The sequence below is a fragment of the Collinsella intestinalis DSM 13280 genome, from assembly GCF_000156175.1.
Lineage (GTDB): Bacteria > Actinomycetota > Coriobacteriia > Coriobacteriales > Coriobacteriaceae > Collinsella > Collinsella intestinalis.
On sequence record NZ_GG692710.1, the window covers coordinates 70,350 to 83,340 of the forward strand.

The 12,991-nt window shown below is 62.5% G+C and carries 9 protein-coding genes; 8 read left to right on the plus strand and 1 reads right to left on the minus strand.

The genetic code is table 11. The features are described from left to right. The first annotated feature begins 16 nt into the window (after positions 1–16). The 3 genes from glf to polA all read left to right on the plus strand — a co-directional run bounded on the left by glf (position 17) and on the right by polA (position 5,293). Positions 17–1,219, plus strand: coding sequence for a UDP-galactopyranose mutase (gene glf, locus COLINT_RS00270; RefSeq protein WP_006722263.1), 1,203 nt, complete (start codon positions 17–19; stop codon positions 1,217–1,219). After that, a complete protein-coding gene (locus COLINT_RS00275) occupies positions 1,212–2,345 on the plus strand; it encodes a glycosyltransferase family 2 protein (RefSeq protein WP_006722264.1) in 1,134 nt (377 codons plus the stop codon). The genes glf and COLINT_RS00275 overlap by 8 nt, the downstream gene beginning before the upstream one ends. A gap of 152 nt (positions 2,346–2,497) precedes the next feature. Beyond that, entirely contained in the window at positions 2,498–5,293 is a 2,796-nt protein-coding gene (gene polA, locus COLINT_RS00280) for a DNA polymerase I (protein ID WP_006722266.1), read from the plus strand. Between the two features lie 82 nt (positions 5,294–5,375). On the opposite strand, the gene COLINT_RS00285 is transcribed toward polA, so the two are convergent. Then, positions 5,376–6,209: an HAD family hydrolase gene (locus COLINT_RS00285; protein WP_006722267.1), complete on the minus strand. Its 834-nt coding sequence runs from the start codon at positions 6,207–6,209 to the stop codon at positions 5,376–5,378. Positions 6,210–6,595: 386 nt separating this feature from the next. Between COLINT_RS00285 and COLINT_RS00290 the strand changes: the two genes are divergently transcribed. The 5 genes from COLINT_RS00290 (at position 6,596) to argH (ending at position 12,919) form a co-directional block, all read left to right on the plus strand. Beyond that, positions 6,596–7,477 carry a transporter substrate-binding domain-containing protein gene (locus tag COLINT_RS00290; RefSeq protein WP_006722269.1) on the plus strand — a complete coding sequence of 294 codons (882 nt, stop codon included), beginning with the start codon at positions 6,596–6,598 and terminating at the stop codon, positions 7,475–7,477. 167 nt (positions 7,478–7,644) lie between these two features. Beyond that, on the plus strand, positions 7,645–8,838 hold the full coding sequence (locus COLINT_RS00295; RefSeq protein WP_006722270.1) for an amino acid ABC transporter permease: 1,194 nt from the start codon (positions 7,645–7,647) through the stop codon (positions 8,836–8,838). Positions 8,839–8,841: 3 nt separating this feature from the next. Beyond that, the gene (locus COLINT_RS00300) at positions 8,842–9,615 is read left to right on the plus strand and encodes an amino acid ABC transporter ATP-binding protein (RefSeq protein ID WP_006722271.1); all 774 of its coding nucleotides are present in this window, start codon (positions 8,842–8,844) and stop codon (positions 9,613–9,615) included. A gap of 472 nt (positions 9,616–10,087) precedes the next feature. After that, positions 10,088–11,392 carry an argininosuccinate synthase gene (locus COLINT_RS00305; RefSeq protein WP_006722272.1) on the plus strand — a complete coding sequence of 435 codons (1,305 nt, stop codon included), beginning with the start codon at positions 10,088–10,090 and terminating at the stop codon, positions 11,390–11,392. A 99-nt stretch (positions 11,393–11,491) separates the two neighbouring features. Further along, positions 11,492–12,919: an argininosuccinate lyase gene (argH, locus tag COLINT_RS00310; RefSeq protein WP_039910180.1), complete on the plus strand. Its 1,428-nt coding sequence runs from the start codon at positions 11,492–11,494 to the stop codon at positions 12,917–12,919. Positions 12,920–12,991: the final 72 nt, after the last annotated feature.

The window sequence follows — 12,991 nt, forward strand, 5'->3', positions numbered from 1 at the left end:
CCTGCAAGGAGCTGTCATGCAGATCAATTCAGGTCTCCCTGAGGATTTCAACCCGAGCGCCTACGACATGATCGTCGTCGGTGCGGGCTATGCGGGTGCGGTGTGCGCCCGTCGCCTCGCCGAGACCGTCGGCTTCCGCGTCGCCGTCCTCGAGCGCCGCAACCACATTGCCGGCAACGCCTACGACTACCTGGATGAGGCCGGTGTGCTCGTTCACATGTACGGTCCGCACATCTACCACACCTTCAGCGAGCGCGTGCACACGTTCCTGTCCCGCTTCACCGAGTGGACCGATTACCAGCACAAGGTACTCGCCAACGTCCACGGCACGCTCATGCCGGTTCCCTTCAACCACAAGAGCCTGCTGCTCGCGTTCGGAGAGGAGCGCGGCGAGGAGCTGTACGCCAAGCTCGTGGAGACGTTCGGCAAGGACGTGAAGGTCCCCATCCTGCAGCTGCGTGAGAAGAACGACCCCGACCTGGCCGAGATCGCCGACTACGTGTATGAGAACGTGTTCCTCCACTACACGATGAAGCAGTGGGGCCAGACGCCCGACGAGATCGACCCCTCCGTCACTGCCCGCGTGCCGATCTTCGTCGGCGATGACGACCGCTATTTTCCGCAGGCTCCCTACCAGGGCATGCCCGCGGAGGGCTACACCTCCCTGTTCGAGAACATGCTCGATCACGATTGCATCGACGTCTTCTGTGACGTGGACGCCCGTGACATCTTCGAGCTCACCGACACCACGGTGAAGGTCTGCGGCAACGTCTACGGCGGCGAGGTGATCTATACCGGCCCGCTCGACGAGCTGTTCGACCTCGATCTGGGTGCCCTGCCGTACCGCACGCTCGACATGAAGTTCGAGACCCTCGACATGGATCAGTTCCAGCCCGTGGGCACCGTGAACTACACCGTTTCCGAGGACTTCACCCGCATCACCGAGTTCAAGAACATGACCGGCCAGGAGGTCCCCGGCAAGACGACCATCATGAAGGAGTACAGCCACGCCTACGAGCCGGGCAGCGGCCAGACCCCGTACTACGCGATTCTGGACCCCGATAACCGCAAGCTGTACGAGAGCTATCTCGAGCGCGTCTCGCACATCACGAACTTCCATCCGGTCGGTCGCCTGGCTGAGTACCGTTATTACGATATGGACGCCGTGACCGCCTCTGCCCTCAACCTTTCGGACGAAATCATCGCCTGCCATGCCTAATGTCGACTATTCCGCACTCGCCGCTTCCTATGATGTGGAGGCGGCTCGAGCCGCATTTCCCATCAAGACGCTGTCTGTGACCCCGGCGGGGGAGGGCCACAAGGTCCTTTCCTTCGGTATTCCGAGCTACAACGCCGCCAAGGACATGGACCATTGCATCTCATCGATTCTCGAGGGCTCCAAGTGTGCCTCCGATATCGAGATCATCATCGTGAACGATGGCTCCAAGGACGAGACCGGCGCCAAGGCCGACGAGTGGGAGGCCCGCTATCCGGGCATCGTCCGCGTGGTGCATCAGGAGAACGGCGGTCACGGCATGGCCGTCCGTGCCGGCCTGCGCGAGGCGCGCGGCACGTACTACAAGGTTGTCGACTCCGATGACTGGCTCGACGCGGATGCGCTCGCCACGATGCTGCAGCTTCTGCGCGGCTTTGAGGAGCGCGACCTGCGCGTGGACCTGTTCATCTCCAACTACGTGTACGAGAAAGTCCACGAGGGCACGCACGCCACCATCAGCTACCGCATGGCCCTGCCGCGCAAGAAGGTCTTCACGTGGGGCGATATCGGCCGCTTCCGTCCGGATCAGAACCTGCTGATGCACTCGCTGTGCTATCGCACGGACGTCTTGCGCGCGCATGAACTGCCCATGCCGCCTCATACCTTCTACGTGGACAACATTTACGCTTACGTGCCGCTGCCCAATTGCGAGACGCTGTACTACGCCGATATCGACCTCTATCGCTACTTCATCGGCCGCGAGGGCCAGAGCGTGAACGAGGAGATCATGGTTGGCCGTCTTGACCAGCAGTTCCGCATCACGCGCATCATGATGCAGGCGTATCACCTGTATGAGGACGTTCCTCAGGAGAAACTGCGCTCTTACATGATGGGCTACTTCACTATGATGATGGCCATTTGCTCGGTGTTCACCAAGTTGTCGGACAAGCCCGGCATCGAGGATGAGCTCGCGGCTCTGTGGGCCGAGCTTAAGGCCTACGACGAGAAGATGTACCGCAAGGCGCGTCACGGTGTGATCGGCATCGGGACGAACCTTCCCGGCAAGCTGGGCGAGAAGACCACCGTCGGCATGTACCACCTGGCGAGCAAGATCTTCAAGTTCAACTAGTTTCACGCCTTGCCGTGTAATTGGGGACGGGTGCAAATTACACATCGAGTCTGATGTGCAATTTGCACCCGTCCCCTTTTGCACACCCGCGGCAAGAGGTCCATGCGGTGGGGTAGACTGGTTTCGTTCAACGACGAAATGAGGTTATCCCCATGACCGATAGCACTTCCGCCCGCGAGCGCCGCGTCATCGCCGTGATCGACGGCAACTCGCTCATGCACCGCGCCTTCCATGCCGTGCCGCCTACCATGAACGCGCCGGACGGCCGCCCCACCAACGCGGTGTTCGGCTTCCTCAACATGTTCCTCAAAATGGTCGACGAGTTCACGCCGGACGGCGTGGTCTGCGCCTTCGACAAGGGTCGTCCGAAGGTCCGCATGGAGATGCTGCCGCAGTATAAGGCGCAGCGCCCGCCCATGGATACCAACCTGCGAGCTCAGTTCCCCATGATCAAGGAGCTGCTCGCGAGTCTGTCCATTCCCGTTGTGGAACTCGAGGGCTGGGAGGGCGACGACATCCTGGGGACGCTTGCCCGCCGCGGTGAGGCCGCCGGGTGCGACATGTACCTCGTCACCGGTGATCGCGATATGTATCAGCTCGTGACCGACCACGTGCACGTGGTGTCCACCCGCAAGGGCCTGTCCGACATCGCCATCATGACGCCCGAGAGCGTCGATGACCTATACCACGGCATCACGCCCGAGCTCGTCCCCGACTTTTACGGCCTCAAGGGCGACTCTTCCGACAATATCCCCGGCGTGCCCGGCATCGGCCCCAAGAAGGCGAGTGCCCTCATCGCGCAGTACGGCAACCTCGACGAGGTCATCGCCCATGCCGACGAGGTCAAGGGCAAGATGGGCGAGAATCTGCGCGCCCACATCGACGATGCGCTCATCTCCCGCAAGATCGCGACGATCATGACGGACGCGCCCATCGAGTGCGACCTGACCGAGGTGGCGTTCCCCGCCTTCGACGCGGCTGCCGTCTCCGCTGCTTTGGGCGGAATCGGCATCATGGCCATGCAGAACCGTTTCCTCGCCCTGTTAGGCGAGGGCGCTGCAGCGGTTCCCACCGTGGCGAGCCTCGAGATGCCTGAGGTCCTGCGGGTGGCCCTCGATGCGTCATCGGCGCTCGATGAGGCCAAGCACGCTCGCGAGCACGAGGAGATGGACGCGTGTTTCGACGAGCTGTCCCGTGCGCTCGAGGCGGGCGAGTGGCTCGGTGTGTCCATGGAGGACGACAAGGAGGCCGACGCGCTTTTCGGCATGACGCGCCGCCTGTGGGTCGCCACCGAGCGCGCCCTGCTGTCGTTCGAGGAGCCCCTCGGCCCCCGTGCGATATTCACGACTGATTTCGATCTTTCCGCAGGTGTCATCCCGGGCGTTCTCAAGCTCGTCTTGACCGAGGGGCGCGTTGCTTCCTCCGATGCCAAGGCGCTGCTCCACGAGCTGTCGCCGGTCGATTCGAGTGAAGCCGAGCTGCTTGACCCCCTGGCGGTGGATTCCACTCGCCTGTTCGATACCGTGGTCGCCGCATATCTGCTCGATTCGGTGCGCTCTGACTTCACCGACGCCTACCTGGCCGAGACCTACTTGCATGCGTCCTTGCCGTCTGCGGCGGGGGAGGACGGTGCCCCTGCGGACGCCGTGAGCATCGCCGCACGTGGGGCCTGGCTCGCCCGCACCCTGCGCGAGCCACTCGCCGCGGCGCTCGAAGCCCAGGGGGCGGATGCCATCTTCACCAAGATCGAGATGCCGCTCGTGCGCGTCCTCGCCTCCATGGAGCGCGCGGGCATGTACGTCGACCCTGCTCGCCTCGCCGCACAGTCCGATGAGCTCGTCGGTCAGATTCAGGCGCTCGAGGCGCGTATTCGCGAGCTCGCCGGCGGCGAGGAGTTCAACCTTTCGAGCCCCATGCAACTCTCACGCATCCTGTTCGACACGCTCGGCCTGCCCACGGCCGGCCTCAAAAAGACGCAGCGCGGATACTACTCCACGAACGCTAAGGTCCTCGAGGATTTGGCGAAGAACCATGAGATCGTCCGGCTCATCCTCGAGTTCCGCGAGAAAACCAAGATCAAGTCGACGTACCTCGACACGCTGGGGCCGTTGCGCCGCCATGACGGGCGCGTGCATACCACGTACAACCAGACCATCACCGCGACGGGGCGCCTTTCGAGCTCAAGTCCCAACCTGCAGAACATCCCCACCCGCTCCGAGCTGGGCCATGCGGTCAAGCGCGCCTTCTCGGTCGAGGAGGGGTCGGTGTTCGTGGCGATCGACTACTCGCAGATCGAGCTCAGGCTGCTGGCGCACCTCTCTGGCGACGAACACCTGGTGAGCGCCTTCAACGAGGGCGAGGACTTCCACGCCGAGACGGCGGCGCGCGTTTTCGGCGTCCCCGTGGACGAGGTCACCCCACAGCTGCGCAGCCGCGCCAAGGCGGTGAACTTCGGCATCGTATACGGCCAGCAGGCATACGGCCTGTCCCAGACGCTCGATATCCCCATGGCCGAGGCGCGTGAGATGATCGACGCGTATTTCCGCGCGTACCCCGGCGTTCGCACGTATCTGGACGAAACGGTCACCTTTGCTAAGCAGACGGGCTATGCCGAGACCATGTACGGTCGACGCCGCCCCATCCCGGAGCTGCGTATTCCCGCGCAGCGCATGTTCGGTGAGCGCACGGCGATGAACCACCCCATGCAGGGTTCCGCTGCCGATATCATCAAGATCGCCATGGTGCACGTGGCCGAGCGCCTGCGCGCCGAGGGCTTTACGGCCAAGATGATCTTGCAGGTGCACGACGAACTCGACTTCGAATGTCCCGTGGGCGAGGTCGATCGCCTCATCGCCATGGTTCGCGAGGAGATGGAAGGCGTCGCCGAGCTGCGCGTGCCCCTCATCGCCGACGCGAGCATCGGCGAGACGTGGGCAGAGGCTAAGTAACTCGTCGCAGAATCGCCCCTATATGTGAAAACCGCCCTCGACGCGTACGTCGGGGGCGGTTCCATTCGAAGTGGCCGCGTTGTTATTTCGCAGCTTCGACGATGCGGTCGATGACGGTGAGTACGCCCGCCTCGTTGTTGGTCGGCGCGAGGAACTTGCCGTGCGCGTGCATGTGCTCGGCGGCGTTGCCCATCACGTAGCTGTGCCCCACGATGTCCAGCATGGGGATATCGTTATACGTGTCGCCGAAGGCGGCCACGTCTGCGAGGTCGATGCCCAGGTGCTCGACGAGATGGCGCATGCCCGACCCCTTGTTGATGCCGATGTTCATGAAGTCCAGCCATTCGTTGCCTGCGCACGTCAGATACAGACGGGTGCCGAACGCGGGGGCATATACCTCATCGAGATTCTTCTTGCTGTCCCAACCGGGGAAGTAGATCGAGATCTTGTTGGAGTCGACGTCGAGCTCGTCGAAGGAGTCGACGTAGGTGATGGAACGGTAATAGATCCCCACCACGTCCTCGTGCTTGCGGTCGCGCTCGAGCACGTATGCGTCGTCGAAGGCGCAAAGCACCGGGATGCCGCGGCCCGAATCGACGCACCGCGCGAGGACCTCATGATAGAGCCCCTTGTCGAGCAGGTCTCGATAGATGAGCTCGTCGCGCAGATAGACGGACGCACCGTTGTCGGCCACGATCGCCATGTTGGCATGGTGGCGGGGGAAGGATTGGCGCAGGGCGAGGGCCGGCCTGCCGCTCGCGGCGCAAAAGACGATGCCGTGCTCGGTAACGGCATCGATGCGCTCGTCGATGCCCTCGGGCATCGATTTGTCGTCGGCCAGCAGGGTGAGGTCCATGTCGGTCGCAACGAGCTTGATGGATGACAGGTCGGTGTCTTCGAGATAGGAGGGAAGCATGGGTTCCTTTCGGGATGCCGGGCCGAGCATGCCGTCGCTGGCTCCGGGGTGCGATTTCCGCCTATTGTAGAGCGCTGAGGTCCGAAGCGCCCCTTCGATGTTTAAAAACCCGATTCACGCGCGCATCGCGCACCATACCGCGCCTCATAATCGCATACAGCAAAATGAATATTCTTTGTAACCAATGTATTTCTTGGCATACCTCCACCATGCGCTCCACTGAAGCGGAGTATTCTGCCTTGCAGCACGCGGAACTTTCACGCATTAAGTTGCAAGGGAGAGGGGGATGGGCCCCCTCTGGTTGCGTCGTGCGGAAGGGGTCTCAGGCAAAAACCGGAGGTATCATCATGACTCACGAGACTGTCTCTGTATCTGTACAACCTGTCATGCGTTCGCGCAGGGAGTTCTTGAAGCTCTCGGGCATGGCGGCATTGAGCGTGGGAGGTATGATGTTCCTCGCGGGCTGCGGACCCGCCCCCCAGGGCAGCGGCGACGCCGCCGATGGCGGTGCTTCTGCGTCCGGCACCCTGCTCGGCGATGGCAAGACCTTGCGCGTCGGCATGGAGGCCGCCTATGCTCCGTACAACTGGCAGGTCTCTGAGGAGTCCGAGTTCACCATCCCCATCGAGAACGTTCCCGGCGCTTACGCCGATGGCTACGACGTGCAGGTTGCGAAGATCATCGCCGATGGCCTTGGCATGGAGCCCGTGGCGGTCAAGCTCGAGTTCGGCTCGCTCATCGACGCGCTCAACAACGGCCAGGTCGACATAGTGTGCGCCGGTATGTCCGTCACGCCCGAACGCGCGGCTGCCGCGGCGTTTTCCGACTCGTATGTCGACGATGACATCGTCATGATCTGCAGGGCCGATTCCGCCTATGCCGGCGCCACCACGTTCGACGAGCTTGCGGATGCCTCCATCCTGGGCCAGGCCGCAACCATGTACGACGACGTTATCGCCCAAATCGAGGGCGCCAACCACATGACGCCCGCCGAGACCCAGCCCATGGTTGTTGAGAACCTGCGCAACGGCACGTGCGACATCATCACGTATTCCATGCTCTCTGCGCCCAAGCTGCTCGAGGTCTATCCCGATTTGGTCGTACTCGACATGGAGGACGCCTTCGAGGACTCGCTCATGCCCGATAACGCGGGCGTTGCCAAGGGAAACGACGCCGCGCTCGACAAGGTCAACGAAATCATCGCCTCCATCGACGACGAGGAGCGCCAGGACATGTGGTCCGCCTGCATGGATCGCCAGCCGGCCTAACGGATCGTGCCGCCTGAGCGCGGACATAATCTCTTCGGGCGTGGTTGCGCTTCGCCTCACAAAACGCCCTTCGAGAATATGTCCGAGCTCAGGCTATGTGCATGTTGCCGTGCCGCCGATTCATGCTCGGCGGCCATATCACGTCACTCAATTAAAGGAGTCGATCTATGACCACCGTATCGGCGGGCGAGGGTCCGCTTGGCCGCTTGGTCTCGTTTATTCGCAGCGATCATCGCTACGTGCTGTTGGGCACGAGCGCCATCGCCGCCGCGGGTATGGCATTGTCCGCCTCGCCCCGTCCCTCTTTGAGCTTCATGACCCATGCATATGCGCTTGAGGTCGCCGTGTACTATCTGCTCGCCGCCTGGCTCGTAATCGCCGCCATTGCCTTGGTGTTCAAGCTCACGCGGTGGAAGGCCTATGCGAACGCCTCGCCGTTCACGCGTCCCGGCGTCGTTCGCGCCCTGCGTTACGGCTCCTATGCGGTCACCGCCATGACCGCCGTCCTCGCCATCGACCGCGTGGGCTGCGGCCTCGCCTCCGCCTGGGCGGTCGCGACCACGGCAACGACGCGCCCCTCCGCCACGCTCGAGAGCATGCTCTACATGCTCTACAACGGCCGCGACATCTTTGTCGCGGGTCTCAAGACCACGGTCGCCCTCGCGGTGTTCGGCACTGTGATCGCGTTCTTCCTGGCGCTGCTCCTCGTGTTTTTGCGCATTCAGGTCATCGACCGTTCGGACAACGACTTCGTGCGCTTTTGGAAGGTCGTGGGCAGCGGATTCGCCCGCACGTACAGCACCGTGGTGCGCGGTACGCCCATGATGGTCCAGGCCATGATCATCTTCTTCGGCGTTTTCTCCCTATTCAAGATGACCGACCTTACCACTACGCAGATCAACGCAATCTGGAGCACGTTCACCGCCGGTCTTGTGACCATCGTGCTCAACTCCACGGCCTACATGATGGAGGTGCTGCGCGGCGGCATCGAGTCGGTCGACGCCGGCCAGATGGAGGCGGCCCGCTCGCTCGGCCTCTCGCAATGGGAGGCGATGCGCAAGGTCGTCTTCCCGCAGGGTGTCAAATTCGCCATCCCCGGTCTTTCCAACGAGCTCGTCATCAACATCAAGGACTCGTCGGTGCTCTCGGTCATCGGTACGTTCGACCTCATGTTCGCCACCACCACCGTGGGCGGCATCTACTATGCCAAGTTCGAGGCTGCGCTTGTGACGAGCGTGATGTACCTGTGCCTCACCATGTTCGCCTCGTGGCTGCTAGGGCGCCTCGCAAGTCGACTCGACGTCAAGTCTGTGAAGCTCGGCAGCACATCCGATCAGCCCATCAACGTCGAGGAGCGCTGAATCATGCATACGAGTGACACTATCGCGACGGCGCCCGCCGGCGAATACCTGGTGCGCATCGAAGGGTTGCGCAAGTCCTTCGGCGACCTGGAGGTCTTGCGCGACGTCAATCTGGACGTCGCCCCCGGCGAGGTCGTGACGATCATCGGCGCCTCCGGTTCGGGCAAGTCGACCTTGCTGAGGTGCATCAATCTGCTGGAGACGCCCGACGCGGGCCACGTGTGGTTCCAGGGGAGCGACCTGACCGCGGATCATGTGGATGTGAACGCCCTGCGCGAGGACATCGGCATGGTGTTCCAGGGCTTCAACCTGTTCAACAACATGGATGTGCTCGCCAACTGCACGTTGGCGCCCATCACCCGCAAGAAGATGTCGAAGGCCGAGGCCGAGGAGGTGGCGCTTGGGCACTTGCGCTCGGTGGGACTCGAGGCCTTCGCCCATGCGGCACCCTCCACGCTCTCGGGCGGGCAGAAGCAGCGCGTCGCCATCGCGCGCGCCCTGTGCATGCGCCCGAAGATTATGTTGTTCGACGAGCCCACCAGCGCGCTCGACCCGCAGATTGTGGGCGAGGTACTCGAGGTCATGCGTACCCTTGCACGCGACGGCATGACGATGGTGGTCGTCACACATGAGATGGAGTTCGCGCGCACCGTATCGGATCGCGTGGTCTTCATGGACCGCGGCGTCATCGCCGAGCAGGGCGCGCCCGAGCGGATATTCACCGCGCCCGAGAGCCCCCGCACTCGGGAATTCCTATCCAGATATCTCTCGGATTAGCGAGATTGTATTCATGCGGCCCTGTTTCTTATGCATATGGGAAACAGGGCCGAAATATTCGAAAAATTCGAATGTTCAGGCGAGCACTTTAGGCTACTATAGCAAACCAATGATTGGCGCTGCCGGATTTAGAGGGGACGAGCAACCGTGGCACAGCTTCTGGCTACATACGAGGGGAAGGCGATTGCCGCCATCACGCCCCGCCAGATCGCCGCCGACGCTGCCGTCCGACGCCAGCGCGCAATCTCCCGACGACGATAGATCGTTGTCTCTGTTCGCATGGGGGCCCGGCCTCCACGCAGAGTCCAACCGATATCGTCAAGGGAACATCCGCCGAGAGGCGGATTTTTCATATGCGCGCATCGCATGCGACTCGTGACGCGCGCAGACACAGGTGCGACCGCGGGCACCTCTATATCGGTTGGGCTCAACCCATTTCCACTGCATCAAGGCATCGTGAAAGGATGAGTCCATGAACAACCAGCAATCCAAGGAAAAGGTCGTGCTCGCGTACTCCGGAGGCCTGGATACCTCCGTGTGCATCAAATGGCTGCAACATGAGATGGACCTCGACGTCATCGCCATGCTGGGCAATGTGGGTCAGGAGCACGACGGTCTTGAGAAGGTCGCGGAAAAGGCGCGGATGCTCGGGTGCGTTGCCGTCGAGGTCGTTGACATGACCGACGAGTTTGCCTCCGACTACATCACCTGCGCCATTGCCGCGAACGCCATGTATGAGAACAAGTACCCCCTGCTCTCCGCGCTTTCCCGCCCGCTGATCTCGAAGCACCTCGTCGAGACGGCCCATAAGTACGGCGCCACCTGCGTCGCCCACGGTTGCACGGGCAAGGGTAACGATCAGGTGCGCTTCGAGACATCCATCACGGCACTCGATCCGTCGCTCAAGGTCATCGCTCCCGTGCGTGAATGGGATCTCGGCATGCGTCCCGACGAGATCGCATATGCGGAGAAGCATGGCGTACCGGTCTCCCAGAGCATCGAGAAGCCTTATTCCATCGACGACAATCTGTGGGGCCGCGCCATCGAGGCCGGTGTGCTCGAGGACCCGTGGGCGGAGCCCCCGGCGGATATCTGGACGATGACGGTCGATCCGCTCGATGCCCCCGATGTCCCGACCTACGTCGAGGTCGGGTTCGCTGCGGGAGTGCCCACGAGCCTCGACGGCGAGGAGCTGCCGCTGCCAGAACTTATCGCCAAGCTCAATCTCATCGCCGGTTCGTGCGGGTACGGCCGCATCGACATGATCGAGAACCGCTATGTCGGGCTGAAATCCCGCGAGTGCTATGAGGTCCCCGCCGGTCTTGCACTCATCCAGGCGCACAAGGCGCTCGAGGATCTGTGCTTGGAGCGCGACGTGCTCCATCACAAGCTCGCGCTCGAGCAGCTTTGGGCGGACCAGGTTTACAACGGACGCTGGTTCAGCCCCTTCAAGCAGGCGCTCGACGCATTTATGGCCGCTACGCAACACGACGTGACCGGCACGGTGAGACTCAAGCTCTACAAGGGCGGATGCGTGGTTGCGGGTCGCAAGAGCTCCTGCGCCCTGTACGATCCGGCGCTCGCTACCTACGAGAACGACGAGGCATTCGACCAGAAGGCGGCGAAGGGCTTCATCGATATCCAGGGGCTTTCGATCAAGACCTGGGCGATGAAGGGGGCCGCGCACATGCAGGAAGGCGCGTCCGCGCCCACGTCTTTCGATGTCTTGGATGGTACGGCCGGTTCCCACACCGCGAGCCGCGCGGTGAACTTCTGATGCCCGTACGGGATGCGTGAGGGGATGGACCGCGTGGGGGATGGTTTTCCGCGCGGCGGATGCGGCCGAGACGGGTTGCCGCGGAAAGGATGGATGAGGATGGCGCTTTGGGGTGGACGGTTCAAGGAGGACGTTGCTGTCGCCACGCAGGAGTTCGGCGCGTCGCTGCCGGTCGACAAACACCTGTACAAGCAGGATATCGCTGGTTCGAAGGCGCATGCACGTATGCTCGCCAAGCAGCACATCATCTCCCAGGGGGACTGCGATGCCATAGTGGGGTGCCTCGACGATATCGAGGGGGAGATCGATGCCGGGTCGTTCCCCTTCCATATCGAGGACGAGGACATCCACATGGCGATTGAGGGGGAGCTCACGCGCCGCATTGGCGAAGCGGGTAAGCGCCTGCATACCGGGCGTTCCCGCAACGACCAGGTCGCCACCGACACACGGCTTGCCGCGAAGGCGCTCGCCCACGACCTCATGCAGGCGAATTTGCATATGCGCGAGGCCCTGATCGGGGCCGCATGCGACAACGAGGGCGTGGTCTTGCCGGGCATGACGCATCTCCAGCACGCGCAGCCCGTTCTCCTCTCGCACCATCTGCTCGCGTACTACTGGATGTTCGAGCGCGATTTCCATCGGCTGACCGCGGCCTTCGAAGCAGCCGATGCATCCCCGCTGGGGGCGGCAGCGCTCGCCGGGACCACGTATCCGATCGATCGCGTCGCGGCCTCGTACGAGATGGGGTTCGCTCGCGTCATCTGCAACTCGCTCGATGCGGTCTCTGATCGAGATTTCATTTTGGACCTGCATTTCGCATGCTCGACCATGGCCATGCACCTCTCCCGCCTCGCCGAGGAGATCGTGCTGTGGAGCAGTTCGGAGTTCGGCTATATCACCCTTTCCGACGCATATTCCACGGGCTCCTCGATCATGCCCCAAAAGAAGAATCCCGATTTCGCAGAGCTCATCAGGGGAAAGACGGGTCGCGTCTACGGCAATCTCCTGCAGCTGCTGGTGACGTGCAAGGGGTTGCCGCTGGCATACAACAAGGACTTGCAAGAGGACAAGGGCGGTATGCTCGATTCCGCCCGCACGCTCTCCCAGAGCCTCGCCGTCATGGCGGGGATGATCTCCACCTGCACGTTCAACGCCGATGTCATGCGCGCAGCCTGCGAGGTCGGGCATCTCGCGGCGACGGATGTCGCCGACTACCTCGCCAAGAAGGGCATGCCGTTCCGTGAGGCGCATGAGGTTGTCGGGCGCCTGGTGCTTGTATGCGAGGAGCGCGGATGTCGGCTCGACGATCTGCCCCTTGCCGTATTTCAGGAGGCGAGCCCCCTGTTCGGCCCCGATATCGTCTCGTCTCTCGATATCGACGCCATCGTCGGTGCGCGCTCGACGATGGGCGGTACGTCTCCCTCTGCCGTGAGGGAGCAGATGCGCCTGGTTCGGGCGTCGCTCGTCGCGGATGAAGCGCATCTCGAGGGGATTTCGTCTCTCGTTCCCATGGGGGAGGGCGCCTAATCGGAGGGCTCGATGATGGTGGTTTCGTGGGCGAGCGGTGTATGTTCGCGTGGGGAAACGTTTCAGCTGGGC